Source organism: Paenibacillus wynnii, from assembly GCF_030812855.1.
Lineage (GTDB): Bacteria > Bacillota > Bacilli > Paenibacillales > Paenibacillaceae > Paenibacillus_AQ > Paenibacillus_AQ wynnii_A.
In genome coordinates this window covers 1-19,935 of record NZ_JAUSTK010000010.1, presented here as the reverse complement: position 1 = coordinate 19,935, position 19,935 = coordinate 1, and the positions used below count along the sequence as shown (strand labels likewise).

Below are 19,935 nucleotides of genomic sequence, written 5' to 3'. Positions count from 1 at the left end.
GGATGAAGAAGATATTGATCACCTCATATGATATGGAAGTGGGAGGGGTGGAAAGAAGTCTGGCCAGCATGCTGGAGCATTTTGACTATGAGAACCATGATGTGGATCTGATGCTGTATCGCCATCAGGGTGATTTTCTGGACTTGCTTTCCCCGCAGGTGAATTTGCTGGAGGAGCAGCCCACCTATTCAACCTTTCGAAAAACAATACAGGAAGCATTCAGGGAAGGTCATTATCGCATCGCAATGGGACGCATTTTGGCAAAAATCCATACGGAATGTATTCGAAGAATCCGCAAGATAACTGAACCCGGCTATTATCAAATGCAGCTGATGTGGAAGTATGTGCTGCCTTACCTCCCTAAGCTTCAACAGGAGTATGACGTTGCGATCAGTTATTTATGGCCTCATTACTTTGTAGCCGATAAAGTGAAAGCCAAGCTGAAGATCGGATGGATTCATACCGATTATTTAACGATCGAAACAGATATCCAGGCTGATTTTAAAATGTGGAGCAAGTTTGATTATATTATCGCGGTGTCGGAAGCGTGCAAAGTCTCTTTTTTGCAGAAATACGGGTCACTGGAAGAGAAGGTAGTTGTGATTGAGAATATCACATCCCCTGATTTTATTAGAATAATGGCCAATAAAGAGGCAGTAAACCCCATGGTGAATGACCCTAACTTCAAATTGGTTACCGTGGGAAGATTGTCTTATCAGAAAGGGCTGGACCTTGCTGTTAAAGCTTTAAGAAGACTGAGAGACAAGGGTTATGACAAGATCAACTGGTACATTGTCGGGTATGGAAATGATGAGGCCATGCTGAAAGAGATGATAGCTGAACATCATCTGGAGGACAGCTTTATCCTACTGGGTAAACAAACCAACCCATACCCATATATGAGTTCATGCGATTTATATGTTCAACCTTCGCGCTATGAGGGTAAGGCTGTGACAGTTACTGAGGCCAAAATTTTAGGGAAACCGATATTGATTACCAACTACTCCACAGCACCCAGTCAGGTTACGAATGGAGTTGATGGTTTCATTACAGATTTATCTGTAGAAGGAATTGTCCAAGGTATTGAGCGTTTGTATTTGAACGCGGACCTGCGCCAAAGGTTATCCGGTCATTGCAGTAGATCTGATCACAGTAACACTTATGAATTGGAGAAGCTGTATGGCCTGATCAGCGAAAGGGAGGAGGCTGTTCTCAGTGCAATATAAGGTGAGTGTTATCATCCCCGTATATAATGCTGAGCAGTATCTAATTCCGTGTATACATTCTCTCCTATCCCAGAGTCTTCACGAATGCCAGTTTGTATTTGTAAATGACGGTTCTGAGGATGGCAGCTTAGAAATTCTAAGGGAACATGCAAAGAAGGATACGCGAATGGTTCTGATAGATCAAGATAATCAGGGGGTTAGTGCAGCTAGGAACGCAGGCATGACGGCAGCCTCGGGAGAGTACATCGGTTTTGTGGATGCGGACGATACCGTGGAGAGAGAAATGTTCGAAACTCTGTATTTAGCTGCAGTACAAGATAATTGCGATGCGGTGATCACCAATTTTGAAAGTGAACTCGGAATCCACACTGTAATTACTAGGTATCCTTTCTCAGTGGAAGCGGTCCTTCATGAAGTAGATATCAAGCGGGACATCCTTCCCTATTTCATCAAAAACGATAATTGCAATACAGCCTGCAGCAAACTATACAAGAGACAAACATTAATAGAGCATGGCATTGTTTTTCCGGAGAGGGTGGCCTTAGGGGAAGACGGGATGTTCAATATGAGCTTCTTCTGTGTTGCAGAGAGAGCCAAATACATGGATTATACCGGATACCACTATCGGGAGACTCCAGGGAGTGCCACAAGAAACATAGTGAAGCAGGACTATCTCAAGAGAGCGCTAGAGGTTTATCAAACTATTTTACCTGATGCTTATGTGGCTAAGCTTGAAAATGTCGATATTGGAAGACTCAAATCCATCAGGCTCATTCATTCGGCTTTAGCCATTCTACATATTTATATGGAGCCAACCCGTGAGGTTGATTTCAGAACGAGATACGCCTATATCAGAAGTGTGGTAAACAATGAACAGATACAGGCGTCGATTCCTTTATATTACGAGGAGGAATTTAGTTCGCTGGGCAGATATTACAAATGGATTGTTGAAATGATGCGCAGGAGGCAAGTCGGCGGTATTTATCTGGCTATTCTTTACAGCAGAATCCGTAATCAATCGAAGGGGAGGAAAGCAATGTGAGAATCATGATGTTCGCCCATGGAGGCAGCTTAAACAGGGGATGCGAGGCCATTGTTCGCTCCTCTACGGGAATTATCAAAGAAGGAATAGGCGGAGCTAAGGTCTTTTTGTTATCCGATAGACCGGATACGGATCGAATCATCGGCACGCTTGATCATATCTATGACGGTTCTGCAATACCAATCTCTAAATATTCACCCCAATGGTTGATGTCATTGCTAAGAGTAAGGCTGTTCAAGGATGAGAAATATGCTCTCGGTCAAATTCATCACAACGTAATAAAGCGTATTGGACTGGCTGATGTCTGTATGTCGATTGGAGGGGACAACTATTGTTATGGTGAGCAACCGGGCTGGTACGAAATCAACCGAAGAATTAAGAAAAAAGGGAAAAAGCTGGTTCTATGGGGCTGCTCCATCGGTGAAGAGGATATCACCCCCCGTAAATTGGAGGATTTGAAGCTCTTTGACCTCATTCTGGCCCGGGAGACCCTGACCTATAACATGCTTAAGAATAAAGGACTTACGAATGTGAGATTAGTAGCCGATCCAGCGTTTACCATGGAAAAGATAGAGCTTGCTCTTCCTGTAGGATGGCAAGAGGGGAATACCATCGGCCTCAATTTCAGCCCTCTGGTTATGAGCCGAAATCAACAATCCAAGGGAGCGATTCGGGAACTGATCAGCCATATTCTGCAGACTACAGATATGACTATTGCCTTGACCCCTCATGTCATTGAAGATGGCAACAACGACTTTGATGTTCTGAATGAGTATTATCGGGAGTTCAAGCATACGGGACGTGTTATTCTGCTGCCGGGCAACCTGACGGCTGTGCAATACAAGGGGTATATCGCTAGAATGAGATTTTTCATAGGTGCAAGGACTCATGCGACGATTGCTGCTTATTCCAATATGGTTCCCACTATAGTGCTGGGATACAGCGTGAAATCAAAGGGAATCGCCACAGACTTGTTCGGCGAGGAGAAGCTGGTGCTTGGTATCGAGGAAATCTCATCGGGTGAACTTCTGGCCTCTAAATTTGAGGAAATGGTGCAGGAAGAGCAGGCGATCCGAGACAGACTGAAGCAGGCCATACCGCAAATCAAACAAATGTCTTATCAAGCAGTGGAATACTTAAGAGAATTGGCATGAGGTGACTATGAGAAAAAAACTGCTGTTTATTATGCCCGGGTTAAGCTCCGGCGGTGGTGAGCGAAGTTTGGTTAATCTGCTGAGTCAGGTTGATTATGAAATGTATGAGGTGGATTTGTTTCTATTAAACCATGATGGGCTTTTTATGGAGTTTATTCCGAAACATGTCCATTTGCTGCCTTTGCCGGATAAGTATCAGCAGTTCACCCTGGCGTTGTGGAAGTCTATGTCACTATTACTTTTTAAGGGCGAGTTTGGCCTTGCCTACCACAGATTTATGTTTGCATTAAAAAATAGATTGTTCAGATCAACTGCTCTTAGAGAACAGTATAGCTGGAAACATATGTCCGTCTTTTTTGAATCTTTGGAACAGCCTTATGATACTGTGGTTGGGTTTATGGAGAAGACATCCATTTACTTTGGTGTCGATAAGGTACAGGCGAATACAAAGGTTGGATGGATTCACATTGATTATGACCAGTTGGGAATGGACCCTAACTTCGATGTTTCGTATTTTAAGCAGCTGGATCATATTGTTACCGTCTCGGAAGAGTGCGCTGACATTTTAAAGAACCGTTTTCCGCAGCAGCGTGAAAAAATCAGTGTCATCCATAATATTGTTTCTCCAAAGGTTATTAGACAGCTGGCTGATCAGAGTAAAAATGAGACTGCGGTTACCAAGGATGAGGAAATTTCCATATTGTCCATCGGCCGGTTGCATTACCAAAAGGCATTCGAGCTGGCGATTGAAGCCTGTCGGAAGCTTGTGGATAAAGGATATCCTGTTCAATGGGCAATTATTGGAGAAGGGGAAGAAAGACAGAAGTTATCCGACCTGATCCAAGCCAATGGACTGGAGAATCATTTTACGCTGCTCGGACTGAGGTCTAATCCATATCCCTATCTGAAGAAAGCGGATCTTTATGTTCAAACCTCCAGATTTGAAGGGAAATCGATTGCGATTGATGAAGCGAAAATATTGAATAAACCGATTGTTGTAACGCGCTTCAGCACAGCCAAGGATCAGATTGAGGACGGTGTGGACGGCTTGATTGTAGATATGAATGCAGAGGCTGTTGCAGCAGGCATTGAGAAGTTGATTCAGGATAAAGCGCTTAGAGCCAGAATCACCGATCAGTTGGCACAGTCATCACTGGGTACCGAAGAGGAAATCCATAAGTTCTACAAATTGCTGGTATAGGTGGAATTCCGATGAAGCAAAAGCTCCTGTTCGTAATGGGTAATCTGAACTGCGGAGGTGCTGAGAAGTCGCTGATCTCCCTGCTTCAAAGTCTGGATTACTCCAAATATGAGGTCGATTTATTTCTTTTCAAGCACGAAGGGCTCTTTTTTAGCAGGGTCCCTGAGCAAGTCCATATCTTGGAGGAACCTGAATTCTATAGGCATTATGATATGCCTGTCATGGCGGCTGTTAAGGATAGTTTGAATAAAAGAAAACCGGGTCTGGCCATACACCGTATCCGTGCCGGTCTGATCTTTCGCACAGAAACCCATCCGGCGGTTCGGGAGCAGCGGGTATGGAAGCATCTATCCAAATCACTGTCTCGTCTAACCAAACGTTATGATGCAGCCATCGGTTTTATGGAGAAGAGCCCTATATATTATGTTATCGAGAAAACCAATGCCACCACAAAGATAGGCTTTATTCATAACGATTATGACAAGCTGGGCATGGACCCTGCCATCGACGAATTCTACTTTCGAAGTTTGGATTATCTGGTTACCGTGTCGGATGAGTGCGGGACTGTATTACAGAATCGTTTTCCCGATCTATCTTCCAAAGTGCAGGTGATCCAGAATATTGTTTCCCCGGAGCTTATCCATAAAATGTCGTCAGAGAAGGCTGACTGGAGTCACCATGAAGGAATCAAGCTATTATCTATAGGAAGATTAACCTTTCAAAAAGGATTCGAATGGGCTGTTGAGGCCTGCCGGCGCTTGGTGGACCTGGGTTATGATCTTCGTTGGTACGTGATTGGAGAAGGCGAGGAACGAAGCAGCTTGGAGAAGCTGATTGCCGAATGCTCGCTGCAGAGAAATTTCATCCTGCTTGGGCTTAAGGAGAATCCCTATCCCTATATCAAGGAAGCGGACATTTATGTACAGTCATCAAGATTTGAAGGAAAATCCATTGCAATAGATGAAGCGAAAATTATGTGCAAGCCTATAATCGTAACTGATTTCTCCACAGCCAAGGATCAAATTCAGGATAATTACAACGGTTTAATCGTAGACATGAGTCCTGAAGGCCTTACTGAGGGCATTCGCAGATTAATTGATGACAAAGAACTTGGTAGTAAGTTTGCCCGGAACTTAACGGAAGAGGATCTGAATACGGAATCGGAAGTTGAAAAGATGTATCAACTAGTGCAGTAATACAGAACGGAGGAATAACTGTGATCATCCAATCCATAGCAGGGATCTTATTATTCATTGCCGTTATCGTCTTGCTTATAGATGTTGTTCCGATTGCCGGGGATTGGCTGGGCCGTATTCATATCGGCAGATTTAACGATAGGCAAGTATGGGGGCAGTCTATAACGGATAAAGGAATCGTATGGCTGAATAAGACGCCAAAGATCAAGGTGACGGATCATACCAGGTTGATTGTAATCGATATGCTGCAAGGGAATTACTCCAAGTCAGCTATTCAACATTGGCAGGAGGCAGCGATCCTGCTCGGTCTTAATGAATCCATACAGCATCGTGAAGATGAACGGTCTGCCAAATCGATAAGACAATACTTGAGCTCCAAATTTACCGAAAGCGGTGATTGGAAGGTTAACCCTGACCATGTGGATGTCGGCATACTAGCTTATGCTGTCATGAATCAAACCGTCGTAGATTCCGGGCATTACAAACCGGCCATGGATAAGTTGTGGCAGCTAATTCAGGAACATATCGGTGAAGAAGACGGTACCGTCTTATATCGAAAGTGGATGAAGGATTACCGTTATGTAGATACGATCGGTTTTATCTGTCCGTTTCTGATTTCGTACGGGTTGAAGTACGACAAACCGGAATGCGTACAGCTTGCGGTTAAGCAAATTAAGACGTATGAACATTTCGGAATGCTGAATGAGCACTACATACCTTGCCATGCTTATCATATTAAGACCCGTTACCCGCTTGGTCTCTATGGCTGGGGGAGGGGATTGGGCTGGTATGCTATCGGTTTGATTGATGCATGGAGGGAGCTTCCTGATAACCACGAATGCAAGGAGACACTGAAAGACTCTGTTATAAAGTTTGCTCGTTCAGTACTGCCTTTGCAGAATCCTGAAGGGAATTGGAACTGGACGGCGACCCGTCCAGAGTCCAGAAGTGACTCCTCTGCCACAGCCACATTGGGTTGGTTCATGCTGCATGCCGCTACCATAGAGGAATTAAGCGAGGATTGCAGCAAAAGCGCTGACCAGGCCGTCAACTACTTAATGAAGGTTACTCGCAGGAACGGAGCCGTTGATTTCTCGCAGGGTGACACTAAAGATATCGGTGTGTATTCCTCACTATTTAATGTGTTGCCTTTTACACAAGGATTCTGTATTCGGATAATCCATAATAGGGCTGTGGAGATTGATGATCAATTTTTAAGATGAAGGGATGCCTATGAGAGTAAAAAACTCGCTGATCAACATAACCGCAGGGATTGGTAACCAGTTAATTATCACGATGTTGAGTTTTATCTCCAGAACCGTATTTATTAATTCCTTAGGAATTGAGTATCTCGGTGTGAATGGCTTGTTCACCAACATATTGATGATGCTGACACTGGCGGAAGCGGGTATTGGTACCAGCATCATGTACAGCTTGTATAAACCTATCGCGGAAAATGATTATGAAAAAATCAACAGACTGATGCGGTTGTACAGAAGCGCCTATCTGGTTATTGCCTTAGTAGTTACTCTGCTGGGACTGTCACTGCTCCCTTTTTTAAATACCATCGTTAAGGATACAAGCATAGAGAATGTACATCTTATTTATCTTATCTTTCTCATTAACACGGTGACACCTTACCTTTTTTCCTACAAGAACTCATTTTTGAATGTAAATCAAAAGGGCTATATTGTAACGGTAGCCTTTTCGGTTTCTTCCATTATATCCACCTGTCTCAAAATTGGGATCCTGTATTATACGGCCAATTACATTATGTTTCTCATTATAGACAGCTTCATCACAATAACAACAGCCGTTACATTAACAACCATTGCTAATAAGAAATACCCTTATTTAAAGAAAAAAGTTACCGGAAAGCTCGATGCGGAGACCAAAGGTGGAATTATTAAGAACGTCAAGGCCATTGTTCTGCAAAATGTGGGCAGCTATCTTGTGTTGGGAACCGAGAATATTCTCATTTCATCATTCGTTAGCGTTGCTGCTGTCGGACTGTATTCCAATTATAAGATGCTGGTGGATATTGCTCGGACGTTTATCAACCAAGTCTTTAGTAATTTGTATCACAGTGTAGGCAACCTCGTATCCAGTGAGAGTGAAAAAAAAATATACAGCGTTTATAAAGTGCTGCTGCTGCTTACCTTCTGGTTGTATTCTTTATTAACGATTCTCTTGTATATTCTGATACAACCTTTTATCTCATTGTGGATCGGGAATTCGTACCTAATGTCGAACGGAGTATTGATTATACTGCTTCTCCTGTTTTTTGAGAGGGGGATGCGAAATCCCATTTCGACGGTAAAAACAACGGCTGGTATATTTCATGAAGATCGATTTGTACCTTTGGGCCAAGCGGCCATCGGCCTCATTATTTCTATTGTTCTTGTTCAATCCATCGGTATTCCGGGAGTGTTTATAGGTTCCTTGATCAGCTCGATGGCCATGCCTTTTTGGACCACCCCTTATCTTGTCTATAAAAAAGTGTTTCATCTGTCTGTTGCAGATCACTATCGTAAGTATACTTATTACGTTTTGGTAGGAATAAGTGCTTTTGTCATTGGTGACTTGGCAGGTGGACTTATTGAAGCAAATACTTTTCTGCTCTTGATAGCCAAAGCGTTAATTGTTTTTACTTCTATTAATATATTCTACGTCCTCGTGTTCTACCGGAAAGAAGAGTTCGAGTACCTGGTAGGTATAGCCAAAACAATGCTGGGGAAGCTTACCGTGAAAATTAAACCCAATTTAAATAATGGAGGTTGATTTCAATGGCTATTTTAATTACCGGAGGTGCCGGCTACATCGGTAGTCATACGACGGTTGAACTGCTGGAGGCAGGATATGAGATTGTAAGTGTGGACAATTTTATTAACAGTCACCCGGAGGCCATAGAACGAATTGAAGAAATCACCAATAAATCGTTTACCTTCTATGAATTGGATGTACTGGACGCGGAGGCCCTGAACAATGTATTTGCTGCACACCGCATTGATGCAGTCATTCATTTTGCCGGACTTAAGGCGGTAGGTGAATCGGTACAGCTCCCCCTTAAGTACTATCACACCAATGTTTTAAGCACACTATGCTTATGTGAGACGATGGAAAGGCATGGCGTATTTAAGATCGTCTTCAGCTCCTCGGCAACTGTATACGGCGCACCGGAGAGTGTTCCGATCAAAGAGGATGCCTCTATTGGCGCTACTAATCCGTATGGACGCACGAAACAGATGATAGAGGAAATTCTACAGGACTTAGCCTTGTCCGATCCTCGCTGGGGCATTTCTATTCTACGGTACTTTAATCCGATTGGAGCTCATCCAAGCGGAAGAATCGGTGAGAATCCAAATGGTATTCCGAACAATCTTGTGCCTTATATTTCCCAGGTAGCGATTGGTAAGCTGAAGCAGCTGAATGTGTTCGGAAGTGATTATTCTACTATAGATGGAACGGGGATTCGGGATTATATTCATGTCGTGGATTTGGCGAAGGGGCATATTAAAGCACTGGAGCGGATAATGAATCACGCAGGAGTAGATGTATATAACCTAGGTACCGGTAAAGGTCTGAGTGTACTGGAGATGATCACTTCTTTTGAGGATGTCACAGGACGTAGAATCCCTTATGCTTTGACTGAGCGGAGGCCTGGAGATATAGCGGTGTGTTATGCGGACGCCTCTAAGGCAAATCGTGAATTGCAATGGAGTGCGAAGAAGGATATAGGAGAAATGTGCGAGGATACTTGGAGGTGGCAGTTAGCTAATCCGAGCGGCTATAGTAAGAAGGAATGGGAACAAGCGAATTGAAGAAAAGAGTAAAGAGAAGAGCGCCTCTAAAGTAGAATTCTACTGATGAGACGTTTTTTTTATTCACGCTTTAGCTTCCATTTGTTATAATCCAAAAACTCTCTGAACTGCACTTTGCTAACACCGGAATGCATGGCTTCCTTCACAAGAGCAGTCCACTCCATATCAATAGGGTCCTTATTATCTGCAGTATTCTCCTTGTGGAGGAATTCCTCCACAGTAATACCTAATACCGATCCTACTTTTTCTAAGAATTGAATGGAAGGATTTTGTTGAATTCCGCGTTCAATTGAACTTAAATAAGACTTCGCGACGCCTGCTCTTTCAGAAAGCTCAGTCAGAGAGTAGTTATTCTTTTTACGAAGCATTTGAATTCGTTCACCAATCATGGGTTATACCTCCGTTAATTGATTCATAGGAAGAGGAAGTGCTTGGAACAACTTACATAGCCTCTTCCTGATTACTCAACAGGCTGCTAAATACCCCACCTTGTTCGGAGGCAAGACCTGTAAACTTTCCTTGCTGTACTACATGTCCGCTATCGATAACTAGAATTTGATCCGCGTTGCGGATGGTTGAGAGCCTATGGGCAATAACAATGATGGTAATGGAATGCTTCAAACGCTCCAGTGCTTCCTGGATGTTCTTTTCGTTCTCCGTATCCAGTGCGCTGGTAGCTTCATCCAATACCAGAATCGAAGGCTTCCGAATCATAGCCCTCGCTAAGACAAGGCGTTGACGTTCTCCTCCGGATAACCGTACTCCACGATCACCAATTAAGGTATCCAATCCGTCAGGCAACCGGCGTACAAAATCAGCCGAGGAGGCGAACTCCAAAGCTTCCCATAGCTCGTCTTCCTTCGAATCAGGCTTAATCATCATCAGATTGTCCCGGATAGTTGCATTATATAGAAAGGGATCCTGCGCAACATAACCGATCGAACGTCTAAATGGAAGTAAGTTATCACCTGTGATTGGCATTCCGTCTACCAGGATTACTCCGGTTTCAGGCTGCATTAGACCCATGAGCAGATCAATAAGGGTACTTTTTCCGGCTCCTGAACGGCCTACAACTGCTGTCATGCGGTTAGCGGGAATGGATACATTGATATCCTGTAATGAATAAACAGGGATATCTGCGTGATAACGGAAGGAGACCCCTTTGACCTCTAACCCCTTCTCCATTCGAATGGGAGTGATTGATTGTTCATCGTGAGATCGGATGCCTTTCTCCGCGTGTTCCAGACATTCATCCTGCAACTGCTGTAGAGCCTTAAAGGAAGGAAGCATAGAAGCCAATTGTTCAAGAAGAGATTGCAGTGTAGTGAATGTGGGCCATAAACGGGCAAAGATTAGAATAACTAAAAGTAGATAGGGACCATCCATATGGAGGAATTGAAAGGACATGAATATGAACATGGAAATAAGCAGGGCTGATGACATCTTGTATAGAAGCTGAGAGCTCATTCTGAGTCTCATATATTCAATCTGCTCATCTAACATTCCATGTGTGACGGTCTGCAGCCAGTCCAACCGTGAACTCTCCAGATTATTGCTCTTAATATCCTTGATTCCGTTGAGTTGGTCCGTAATGCCAGCTAGATAAGCCTGTCCATTTTGGGATGTGCGGCTGCCTAACTTTTTGGCGCTCCGGATAAATCGACGGGAGAACATAGAGAGAACAAGACCGCAGCCGAGAACGATCGAAGTCATTGGGGGCGACAGCCAGAAGGCGAATCCGATCTGAACCAGCGTGAAGAGAAAGGAGGTGATGAACTGCAAAAAGTAGTTGATACCACTGATTACGCGCGCAGATTCCGTGGTCATTAAATTAACTAGGTCAGAGGTTCGTTTCTTCAGGAAAAAGGGCCACTCCGCCCGAAGCAGAGCACTGTAGACCTCGAATCTAAGCTTGCGGCTGAATCTCTGTTGAATATACACATTCCGGATTATTACCGAACGCGAAATCATGTTCTGACCGAATACTATGGACAAGTAGACGGCAAGCACCGTAATAATGACAGCGATTTGGGGTAGATCCTGCAGTTTATCAAAACCTATGAAGTGGAAGCTTGCAGCTTGCCCCCCCAACTGAATACCAGCTATGCCGAGCATGGGAATCAATAGTAGAAATGCTGCACTCTCCAGCAGTCCGCTTATAACCATACCGGCCATATTGAGATACAGTTGTATTCCTGAAAAAGCATGTAGTTGCTTAATGTAATACATAATTGTTTTCATAGGAACACCCCGATTGTCAGTTAAACCTCTTTGGCAAACTTCTCCACGACAACAAAGCGGTTCATAACATCAGCTCCGGATATATAAAAGGGGCCGCTGCGTAGCCAAGCGTGGGCGATCATGCTTCCATTCTCATCCTTAGCAGTACCTAAATAAAGCGTGCTGTTAATGTGCCGCCTTTCCAGCATTTTCATCCCGGCTATGGCTTTGACCAGACACTTGCTATCCCAGGGTGTATATTTGCTGACGATATGAATGGCACTGGAGATATTTTTAATGGGACGGATATCATCATTCCGGAATTCCTCTGGCGTTTCCTGGGATTTCTGTCCGAGCTGGTGTGCAATCTTAGCAAATTTTAAGAACATCAAGATGCGTGCCCAACCTAACATAAGGAAGGCTTCAGCGAACAATATAACCGTAGTCCTATCGAATGTTAACAACAATCTTAATCTTCTAAGCGTTCTCATCCTGCATGGGTAAATCGGATAAGTTCTTCTTCTATAAGATGCTGCAGAAAAGGAATGACATCCTGCTCGCAAATGTCGGCTTCAACTTCGTAGGCTGTTTGGATCTTATAGATAATGTCCTTAACAGATAGAGGAGTGCTCAACGTCTCCCAGATAGCCCCGCCTACTTCGCCAAGATTGTAATATTTTCCTTTTTCGATACTTAGCATGACCTTTTCGCCATCCATGTCACTTACAATATTTCCTTCGCATTGAACGAGGACGTCATTGACGGATAATGTGCTCACTTTACTCATCGTTAATCTCCTCCTTCAGTGATTGCTTCTAATAGAAGTGATGTTAGTTCGGAACTGCTGAAGCCTTCTGCTGGCCTGCTTAATTGATGCATAGGCAACTGATTGACGAATTGGGCAAGCATGCTGAAATGCCACTGTCTGAGGCCCATACGGTCTATCATGAGATTTTGGTAGGTATGATTAAATAACGTATGAAACCGCTCCATTCCTTGGATCGGTTCGATCGTTACAGAACCTTCTGATTTGACTACGAGTTCAAATAGACCAGCAAGCTGCAGTGGCTCTGAATGAAATTGATCATGCACCGGCACGGCGAATTTGGTTTCTCTTTTAAATAGAGGCAGGTAATCTGATGATTGGCGTCCCAAGTACTGCAGACTCTGCTCCCATAACTTTTGTTGTGGATATCCTGGTATGGCTAGAGGAGTGCTATCTGTCAGTTTAATTGGAATAACATCATCACTGATCAAGCGGTAGCCCTGTTCCATAAGATAAGAAGCGAGTGTAGATTTGCCTGCACCCGAGTGGCCTACTAATGCGTAGGCTTTATTTTGAATTACAATTGCGCTTCCGTGAAGTGGAAGGACATTTCTTTGCATCAGGAGGATGCCCATGCAGCTTCCCAATATATATAGGCGAATACAGTCTTCATCAGTAGTAACAAAGGGAGAAACAGTGATAGTGTTGCCGCCCCGTATACTGAAAATAGCGACATCTGCAACTTGGAACATTACCTCGTTATCCGACACACTTAAGTAGGAATTTAGCTTCGGAATGGCCTTCCATCGCTGCGATAGGTCTTCTCTGATCACAGTTATATTTCCCAAAACTGCTGGACTATCCATATAAGGCAGCTCAGGTAAGGGGAATTCACTTTCTATGTTCAGACCAAAGGCCTTGTATGCGAGATGTTGAGTCATATTTGTCATGAACCTCACTCCATAGTATCTAATTTCGCCGTAATAGCGTGCTATTTAAAGATACCCTTATATCCTTGTAAGGATATAAGGGGCGATTATAACAGAATTCTAGGAGTAATGAACAATCTCGGTAGGATCCGCTTGAACAGCATCAGGCTTTTTTATACCGGGTCCTGCCAAAGTCATATTTACGTCAAGGACTTCCAAAGAAGGTTTGCTGTATTCTTTTTTCATAATATCACCTCCCCTCAATTCATTCGGTAATTATGATAATCTCTGGATAAAACGATAGAAGATTAACCCACGCATGAGAATGCGGAAGTCGAAACCGTCAACGATCGCGGGATTGGTAGAAGTACGGATTCTGTTAAGGCATTCATTCAGAACGGCAGTATTCAGATAGGGGGCAATGCGTATATCTTTTATCATGGCCTGCGCTTCACTAACGAACAAATTCCAGTTAGGAAGCATTCGATGAACCCCGTCAGCTCCCTGAACTCCTCGGGTTTTTCGGTTTAGGCGAATCTTGTCCGGCAATAGCCCGATCATTGCTCTGCGGATCAGAGAACGGTCCACACCCTCCTGGACATATTGATTCTCCGGTACAGACAAGCAGAAGCGGATAACACGTAAATCATTAGTTGCATCTCTATCCCAAATACGGTATTTCAGCGAAAGCTTGGTGCTGATCGTTCCATTGATGTTCCAAAAATATAATTGATTGAATTGATCTTTTCGGATGTCATAAGCATCCAAACCAGAACCCCAATTCTCAATTCCGGAGGAACGCAGTCGATCGTGTACATTCGTTGTTCTAGCGAAATCTGAGTTGATAAGCACGGGGAATGGTTCTTCTTTATCTGGAGCGATAAATCGAGCCAGAGGAGGGAAGACCTTTGTTCCTACAATTTGAAGAACCTGCTTTTTGTTGGCGTAGGTGGTTTGTGTATAACGTCTATTCTCCCAAAAAAAGCGAACCCAACTGAACTGCTTAATCAGTCTAGCTTGGTAATCCAGTGCAGGTCCCCATGAAATCGTCCAATTGCCTCTCTGGCCGCTGAGCAGAATACCCACGCCCTTGGCACTGGCTTTATCATAGATCCCCTTAAGCCAATATGAATTCTCGAAGAATTTATAGGGCATTTCAAGAGTATCCAGCCAATCATCAATTTCCGAATAGGGATTCATTTCTGGGAAATTCAAGAAGTTCGGTTCGATATTCCCTACATGATCGATCGTTGATTGTATATAGGGTCTTTCATCCGCAAAGCGTCGTGGTAAGTTGAAATCCACGAATCCATCTACAGGATAGGAGCTGAACGTATGTAATGGCTTATTCTTCCCACGAAGAAGCCCAGCTGCAAAGCTAACCACGGAGCCGGAATCAAGACCTCCGCTTAGATGTGCTCCCACTTCATGGTGAGTCCTTAATCGGTCGGAGACCGCTCTCCCGAACACTTCTCGGAAGGCCTCCTCATATTCACCATTCGACTTCAGCCGAAGCTTAGGTTGTGGATATAATCTGCAATATCTAGAGAAGCTTACGCGTCCGTCTAATATGGTAATCGAATGGGAAGGGGCCAGTTGTTCAATTCCTTTATATATGGTGGAAAAAGAATCTATAGCATCGGTTGAAATAGGAATGGTTAAAAATTCAGATGCCCATTGCTCATTGATGACCTTATTTACTCCTACTAGAGAAAACAAAGGAGCAATAATGGTGCTAAAGGCAAATAACTGGGCGGTACGATGGAAATAAAGGGTGCGGCTGCCTGAAAAGTCTCGTGCCCCGAATAAGGAGCGTCTCTTCTCATCCCAAATCATAAAAGCGAAATCTCCTACTAAATAGGAAGGGGCTTCATTACCCCATTTTTCATAGGCTAGAAGGATTAAAAGACTGTCGGGTATAGAAAGTTGGTCTGACTTGGGTACTTGCAGCATCTCGAATAGCTCTGTGCGATTATCGATAATCGCGTCTGAAGTAATAGCCAGTCCTCTCTCTACGTCGTAATAGGGCAATACTTCGTGGATGGATTCAGGTGTAATCCATTGTGCATGGCATCCGAAGAATACATCTCTATCCTGCCAGGTAAGCACCCGGTCTGCAGGATACTTCTGCAATGTTTTCATCATAAGAGGACCTTGTTCGGAATCTATGCTACCGTGCTGCAGGTGGTATATACCGGCAATTGCGCTCATCCTAATCCCCCAAGCGTTCTTTAAATGAGTACATTTTTTCCTGTAGTGAGACTGTTATCTCTAAAGAAAATCAATATTCAGCTCAACATGTTCTTTATAAAGAACATGTTGTAACTATAAAGTACCATTCCCTTCAAAACATTGTCAACTAACTTTGACTATTTTTTGTAAAGTTAACAGATGAGGTCTCGGAAAGGCTCTTACATAAGCATCAAATGACCCTTATGATACGCAATATTTTACAGATTGTGGATTATAGAGGGATGCGGACTTATTTACATAGTGGATACAAGTTGGAAACGACTTAATGGTTAAATTGAATTAAGCAGTAAGGGAGATAGATTACAAATACGAGGAGACGATCTAAATGAAAAGCAAGAAGATGATCATAGCAACAATGGTGTTTGGGATGGCGGTAACAGGATCGGCGGGTGTATATGCAGGAACTAGTATGGAAAAAATAAGTGCCTTCCTGAATCATAGCATCGGGTTCACAGTTAACGGTTCTGCCTACACTCCAGTTGATAATAAAGGGAATACATTGTCGCCTATTACCTACCGGGATACAACCTACCTGCCAGTTCGTGCCTTAGCCGATGTTCTGAAGGTTCCTGTAAACTATAATGCCGCGACCCATCAAGTAGTAATTGGAACTGGTACAAATACTGGCTCTACTAGTAATCTGGAAGCAATAGAGTATAATGCAGCACAAAAACAAGCTATACTCACAGCATTCGGAGGTTTCCAGGGGTTTGAAACGGCATATGCTCCGATTCAAATGGTTAAGGGGGATGCCTTCCAGAAAGTGGTTGCATCCGATGACGGTGTGAGCTTCTTGTTCGATCACATGAGAGTAGTAATCTCACCAAGAGATTATTCCACCGGCTATGACAGCCAAGAGGTGCAGTTGTCCAATGGAACGAAAGCGAAGTGGTACAGCCCTTCTGCGGATAACCTTATGTTAGGCTTTAGCCTGGATAACCGGACGGTAACAATTAGTTCACCTGATAAGGCTCTGAACAAAGCACAGATCGAGAAAGTCGCTATAAGTGTAGCTAAATTGATTCAATAAACAAAGAATATCTAACAAACCCGTCAATCCATTCGGATTAGGCGGGTTGTTTGATTTTTATAGGATAATTCTATTTATTTGTGCCGTGCTGCTTAGTAGGTAAATTTTCATTTGGAGTTCCTTTGCCGTGTTTTTTGTTCTTCTCCGCTTTCTTTTGAGTATCGTGCAATTTCTCTACAAATTCATGGGTATTGTCCATTTATTTATCCTCCTAAGGTTATAATCATTGTAGTTAATTTAACCATTCCTCTGCAAAATCATGTGTCGAATCCTATGCCGAATTAAGGGATAAAAGTCATGTGAAAAGAAAGTAGGTTCATAATGAGAATCAATAAATATATAAGCGATACAGGGTATTGCTCTAGAAGAGAAACCAACCGATTACTTCAAGCCGGAAGAATTACGATTAATGGAGAGGTTTGTAAAGGCGATGCTGAAGTCGAGCAAGAGGATATCGTGCTTATCGATGGCAAAACCATTCCAAGTAAAGGGGAAGCCGTTTATATTGTTTTGAATAAGCCAGTAGGTATTGTTTGTACAGCGGCCAGACAGGTCAAGGGTAACATTATTGATTTTGTGAACCACCCTTCTCGGATATTTGCTGTCGGAAGATTGGATAAGGATTCTGAAGGGCTCATTTTACTTACTAATGAAGGAGATATCGTTAATAAAATGATGCGTTCGGAGAATGGTCATGAAAAGGAGTATTGGGTAACCGTAGACAAACCAGTAACTGAGGAATTCCTGCGAGCTATGGCTGGTGGTGTTGACATCCTTGGAGTAACGACTAAGCCGTGCGAAGTAACTTCCTTAAGTAAATATGAGTTCCGGATTATCCTGACCCAAGGACTTAACCTTCAGATACGCAGAATGTGCAAAGCTCTCGGGTATAGAGTGACAAGGCTGGAGCGTATTCGAATAATGAATATTACAAAAGGTGATTTAGAACAAGGTGAGTGGAGAAACCTTACGAAAGAAGAATTAAGGACTCTTCTCGCTCAATTAAATTGACTTCTGTAGTAGAAAAAGTATTGACTGTGGATGGAATTGGCAATACAATGCTGTTAAGTAAACCGTTAGTATACTTTATTGCACCACTGTGCATTTTTAAAAGAAAGGTGTGGTTTTTAGTGGGATTTGATGACCGGAAAGAGAAGGAAAAGGAAATTCGCAGAAATGACATTGTTGATGCAGCCGAAAGGGTGTTCTTCAGAGATGGGTATACTGCCGCTACTATGAATAATGTGGCTAAGGAAGCCGAGTTCAGCAAAAGAACGGTGTATGTTTATTTTAATAGTAAGGAGCAAATCTACTTTGAAGTCATGATTCGAGGATACAGATTATTAATTGGGATGCTGGAAGATGAACTGAGTAACAACAAACCAATGAATGCATTAGACAAAATAAAACAAATCGGCAGGGCCATATATAGATTTAGTAATGATTATTCCGATTATTTTACAGCTATAGTTGGATACGAGAATGGGGAAATGGATTTTAAAAATGGCATACCCGATAAATCCCGCGAAGAGTGTTATGCCCTTGGGGAGAAGTTGGCTCTGTTTTTATCAGGCGCTTTAATTGAAGGGATTGAACAAGGAGTTATTCGTAGTGAGTTGGATGTGGTAAATACCACTCTTATTTTATGGGCCTGTATTATTGGTGTTTTCACTACAACGAAGAAAAAGGCTGAATACATTAATAATTATCATGAAAGGAAACCGGATCAATTAGTATTTGAAGCATTTGAGCTTTTAATTAGTTCTATACAACGGAAGAAAGGAGAACATTAACAATGAAGAAGAGGGGGATAAAGAAGGTTGTTCTAATGATCCTTTCAGGGCTGGCTGTGTTATTGATTCTGACTCTTGTTGTTTTATTTGCCTCAAGCGGGATTATGAAACAACCGTTATATTTGCAGCCCTGGGAGCGAACATATTCAGAGCAATTTGATGATCCGAGGATACGTCTGGCAGCTCATGGGTTATTAGCGGCGAATGGTCATAACATGCAACCCTGGAAGATCAGATTGGATACGAAGGATTCTAGGGTCTTCTATTTATATGCCGATAGCGACCGTCTAGCCAAGCAGGTAGACCCTTATGCTCGACAAACTATGATTTCCCAAGGCACTTTTCTGGAATATGTTCAGGTGGCAGGGGGAGAGCTGGGGTATAAGACTGTATTAGAACTTTTCCCTGACGGTAATTATGATGAACAAAACCTAATAGAAGATATGAGTATAAAGCCAGTGGCAAAAGTAACGCTAATGAAGACTTCCCCACAACACAGTCCACTGTATAGCTTCATATTTTCCCCAGACACAAATAGGGGCCCGTATGAAAATACCCCATTCACTGAGGAACAGCTCAGTCAATTGGCAAGTATCAACAACGAAGATGATTTAACATTGAAGATATATCAGGATAAAGAGAATATGGAGAAGCTGGGAAACTACGCTATAAAAGGAGCAATAATCGAATCGAGCATCCATCGAATCAATGAAGAATCGGCGGCCATCTTTCGAGCTAATGAATACCAGAAGAATAAGTATCGCTACGGTTTTTCTCTTGAAGGGCAAGGGACCTCTGGTGTAATGAAACACATCATGCAAGGACTTATAACAATCCTTCCTTCTATTAACAGCGAGAAGACCACAGCAGATATTTTTGTGAAGTCTACTCAAACAGCGATAAATCATACGCCAGCGTATTCGATGATCATTACGAAAGGTAATACACGTATAGAACAGGTTAAGAGTGGAATGCTTTATAGCAGGTTGGTATTGAATGCTCACCGATTAGGATTTGTTATGCAGCCGCCAAGCCAGGTGCTGGAGGAGTATCCAGAGATGAAAGAACAATATAGTAATATACATCGTGGATATACCAATGCGGGCAGTACGATACAGATGTTTTTTCGACTAGGTAAACCTACACAGGCATTCCCTCAAACCATGAGGCGGGATGTAATGGACTTAATGGATACGGAATATTAATTTCAAAAAAAGCTTGCAATTGATTTCTATACATGATATATTCTTATTCCGGCCAAGAAATGTTGATGCCGAGCTCGAAAAAGAAGTTGAAAAAAAGAG

General features: G+C 43.0%; 20 protein-coding genes. 12 read left to right on the top strand and 8 right to left on the bottom strand.

The annotated features are described in order from the left end of the window. Nucleotides 1-2: 2 nt before the first annotated feature. From J2T20_RS12025 to galE, 8 genes are read left to right on the top strand one after another with little or no spacing between them, the layout of a single operon-like run. Nucleotides 3-1,226, top strand: a complete 1,224-nt coding sequence (locus J2T20_RS12025; protein ID WP_307588594.1) for a glycosyltransferase — start codon at nucleotides 3-5, stop codon at nucleotides 1,224-1,226. After that, nucleotides 1,216-2,268, top strand: a complete 1,053-nt coding sequence (locus J2T20_RS12020; protein WP_307588593.1) for a glycosyltransferase — start codon at nucleotides 1,216-1,218, stop codon at nucleotides 2,266-2,268. Before J2T20_RS12025 ends, J2T20_RS12020 begins: the two co-directional genes overlap by 11 nt. Then, complete coding sequence (locus J2T20_RS12015) at nucleotides 2,265-3,422, top strand: polysaccharide pyruvyl transferase family protein (protein WP_307588591.1); 1,158 nt, start codon at nucleotides 2,265-2,267, stop codon at nucleotides 3,420-3,422. The genes J2T20_RS12020 and J2T20_RS12015 overlap by 4 nt, the downstream gene beginning before the upstream one ends. Nucleotides 3,423-3,429: 7 nt before the next feature. Then, the gene (locus J2T20_RS12010; protein WP_307588589.1) at nucleotides 3,430-4,623 is read left to right on the top strand and encodes a glycosyltransferase; all 1,194 of its coding nucleotides are present in this window, start codon (nucleotides 3,430-3,432) and stop codon (nucleotides 4,621-4,623) included. An 11-nt stretch (nucleotides 4,624-4,634) separates the two neighbouring features. Next, nucleotides 4,635-5,819: a glycosyltransferase gene (locus J2T20_RS12005; protein ID WP_307588587.1), complete on the top strand. Its 1,185-nt coding sequence runs from the start codon at nucleotides 4,635-4,637 to the stop codon at nucleotides 5,817-5,819. A 20-nt stretch (nucleotides 5,820-5,839) separates the two neighbouring features. Continuing rightward, entirely contained in the window at nucleotides 5,840-7,042 is a 1,203-nt protein-coding gene (locus J2T20_RS12000) for a glycoside hydrolase family 88 protein (RefSeq protein WP_307588585.1), read from the top strand. A gap of 10 nt (nucleotides 7,043-7,052) precedes the next feature. After that, complete coding sequence (locus J2T20_RS11995; protein ID WP_307588584.1) at nucleotides 7,053-8,600, top strand: lipopolysaccharide biosynthesis protein; 1,548 nt, start codon at nucleotides 7,053-7,055, stop codon at nucleotides 8,598-8,600. A gap of 5 nt (nucleotides 8,601-8,605) precedes the next feature. Next, nucleotides 8,606-9,640: a UDP-glucose 4-epimerase GalE gene (galE, locus tag J2T20_RS11990; protein WP_307588582.1), complete on the top strand. Its 1,035-nt coding sequence runs from the start codon at nucleotides 8,606-8,608 to the stop codon at nucleotides 9,638-9,640. A gap of 59 nt (nucleotides 9,641-9,699) precedes the next feature. On the opposite strand, the gene J2T20_RS11985 is transcribed toward galE, so the two are convergent. The 7 genes from J2T20_RS11985 to J2T20_RS11955 form a co-directional block, all read right to left on the bottom strand. Continuing rightward, nucleotides 9,700-10,029 carry a helix-turn-helix domain-containing protein gene (locus tag J2T20_RS11985; protein ID WP_307588580.1) on the bottom strand — a complete coding sequence of 110 codons (330 nt, stop codon included), beginning with the start codon at nucleotides 10,027-10,029 and terminating at the stop codon, nucleotides 9,700-9,702. Nucleotides 10,030-10,081: 52 nt separating this feature from the next. Next, entirely contained in the window at nucleotides 10,082-11,881 is a 1,800-nt protein-coding gene (locus tag J2T20_RS11980; RefSeq protein ID WP_307588579.1) for an ABC transporter ATP-binding protein, read from the bottom strand. 20 nt (nucleotides 11,882-11,901) lie between these two features. Further along, on the bottom strand, nucleotides 11,902-12,351 hold the full coding sequence (locus J2T20_RS11975) for a lasso peptide biosynthesis B2 protein (RefSeq protein WP_307588578.1): 450 nt from the start codon (nucleotides 12,349-12,351) through the stop codon (nucleotides 11,902-11,904). Further along, complete coding sequence (locus J2T20_RS11970) at nucleotides 12,348-12,647, bottom strand: lasso peptide biosynthesis PqqD family chaperone (RefSeq protein WP_307588576.1); 300 nt, start codon at nucleotides 12,645-12,647, stop codon at nucleotides 12,348-12,350. Before J2T20_RS11970 ends, J2T20_RS11975 begins: the two co-directional genes overlap by 4 nt. A 2-nt stretch (nucleotides 12,648-12,649) precedes the next feature. Then, on the bottom strand, nucleotides 12,650-13,576 hold the full coding sequence (locus J2T20_RS11965; protein ID WP_307588575.1) for an aldolase: 927 nt from the start codon (nucleotides 13,574-13,576) through the stop codon (nucleotides 12,650-12,652). Between the two features lie 99 nt (nucleotides 13,577-13,675). Further along, on the bottom strand, nucleotides 13,676-13,801 hold the full coding sequence (locus tag J2T20_RS11960; protein ID WP_307588573.1) for a paeninodin family lasso peptide: 126 nt from the start codon (nucleotides 13,799-13,801) through the stop codon (nucleotides 13,676-13,678). Nucleotides 13,802-13,831: 30 nt separating this feature from the next. Further along, entirely contained in the window at nucleotides 13,832-15,766 is a 1,935-nt protein-coding gene (locus tag J2T20_RS11955) for an asparagine synthase-related protein (protein ID WP_307588571.1), read from the bottom strand. Nucleotides 15,767-16,133: 367 nt separating this feature from the next. Here J2T20_RS11955 and J2T20_RS11950 point away from each other — a divergent pair, with 367 nt between their 5' ends. Then, nucleotides 16,134-16,838 (top strand): hypothetical protein, encoded by a 705-nt coding sequence (locus tag J2T20_RS11950; RefSeq protein WP_307588570.1) that lies wholly within the window; start codon nucleotides 16,134-16,136, stop codon nucleotides 16,836-16,838. A 70-nt stretch (nucleotides 16,839-16,908) separates the two neighbouring features. On the opposite strand, the gene J2T20_RS11945 is transcribed toward J2T20_RS11950, so the two are convergent. Next, nucleotides 16,909-17,037, bottom strand: coding sequence for a DUF4023 domain-containing protein (locus J2T20_RS11945; RefSeq protein ID WP_084146640.1), 129 nt, complete (start codon nucleotides 17,035-17,037; stop codon nucleotides 16,909-16,911). Nucleotides 17,038-17,159: 122 nt separating this feature from the next. On the opposite strand from J2T20_RS11945, the gene J2T20_RS11940 reads away from it, so the two are divergent. The 3 genes from J2T20_RS11940 to J2T20_RS11930 are packed head-to-tail and all read left to right on the top strand — an operon-like array spanning nucleotide 17,160 to nucleotide 19,836. Continuing rightward, nucleotides 17,160-17,849, top strand: coding sequence for a pseudouridine synthase (locus J2T20_RS11940; RefSeq protein ID WP_307588569.1), 690 nt, complete (start codon nucleotides 17,160-17,162; stop codon nucleotides 17,847-17,849). After that, nucleotides 17,795-18,631, top strand: coding sequence for a TetR/AcrR family transcriptional regulator (locus J2T20_RS11935; RefSeq protein ID WP_307588567.1), 837 nt, complete (start codon nucleotides 17,795-17,797; stop codon nucleotides 18,629-18,631). The genes J2T20_RS11940 and J2T20_RS11935 overlap by 55 nt, the downstream gene beginning before the upstream one ends. Nucleotides 18,632-18,633: 2 nt before the next feature. Next, a complete protein-coding gene (locus J2T20_RS11930) occupies nucleotides 18,634-19,836 on the top strand; it encodes an Acg family FMN-binding oxidoreductase (protein WP_307588565.1) in 1,203 nt (400 codons plus the stop codon). The last annotated feature ends 99 nt before the right edge of the window (nucleotides 19,837-19,935 follow it).

Bases quoted from the DNA above. Each gene is read 5' to 3' on its own strand.
- J2T20_RS12010 (WP_307588589.1), top strand. From the start codon at position 3,430: ATGAGAAAAAAACTGCTGTTTATTATGCCCGGGTTAAGCTCCGGCGGT.
- J2T20_RS11955 (WP_307588571.1), bottom strand. From the start codon at position 15,766: ATGAGCGCAATTGCCGGTATATACCACCTGCAGCACGGTAGCATAGAT.
- J2T20_RS11995 (WP_307588584.1), top strand. From the start codon at position 7,053: ATGAGAGTAAAAAACTCGCTGATCAACATAACCGCAGGGATTGGTAAC.
- J2T20_RS11940 (WP_307588569.1), top strand. From the start codon at position 17,160: ATGAGAATCAATAAATATATAAGCGATACAGGGTATTGCTCTAGAAGA.
- J2T20_RS11960 (WP_307588573.1), bottom strand. From the start codon at position 13,801: ATGAAAAAAGAATACAGCAAACCTTCTTTGGAAGTCCTTGACGTAAAT.
- J2T20_RS11930 (WP_307588565.1), top strand. From the start codon at position 18,634: ATGAAGAAGAGGGGGATAAAGAAGGTTGTTCTAATGATCCTTTCAGGG.
- J2T20_RS11980 (WP_307588579.1), bottom strand. From the start codon at position 11,881: ATGAAAACAATTATGTATTACATTAAGCAACTACATGCTTTTTCAGGA.
- J2T20_RS12005 (WP_307588587.1), top strand. From the start codon at position 4,635: ATGAAGCAAAAGCTCCTGTTCGTAATGGGTAATCTGAACTGCGGAGGT.
- J2T20_RS11950 (WP_307588570.1), top strand. From the start codon at position 16,134: ATGAAAAGCAAGAAGATGATCATAGCAACAATGGTGTTTGGGATGGCG.
- J2T20_RS11970 (WP_307588576.1), bottom strand. From the start codon at position 12,647: ATGAGTAAAGTGAGCACATTATCCGTCAATGACGTCCTCGTTCAATGC.
- J2T20_RS11985 (WP_307588580.1), bottom strand. From the start codon at position 10,029: ATGATTGGTGAACGAATTCAAATGCTTCGTAAAAAGAATAACTACTCT.
- J2T20_RS12025 (WP_307588594.1), top strand. From the start codon at position 3: ATGAAGAAGATATTGATCACCTCATATGATATGGAAGTGGGAGGGGTG.
- J2T20_RS11965 (WP_307588575.1), bottom strand. From the start codon at position 13,576: ATGACAAATATGACTCAACATCTCGCATACAAGGCCTTTGGTCTGAAC.
- J2T20_RS11945 (WP_084146640.1), bottom strand. From the start codon at position 17,037: ATGGACAATACCCATGAATTTGTAGAGAAATTGCACGATACTCAAAAG.
- galE (WP_307588582.1), top strand. From the start codon at position 8,606: ATGGCTATTTTAATTACCGGAGGTGCCGGCTACATCGGTAGTCATACG.
- J2T20_RS11975 (WP_307588578.1), bottom strand. From the start codon at position 12,351: ATGAGAACGCTTAGAAGATTAAGATTGTTGTTAACATTCGATAGGACT.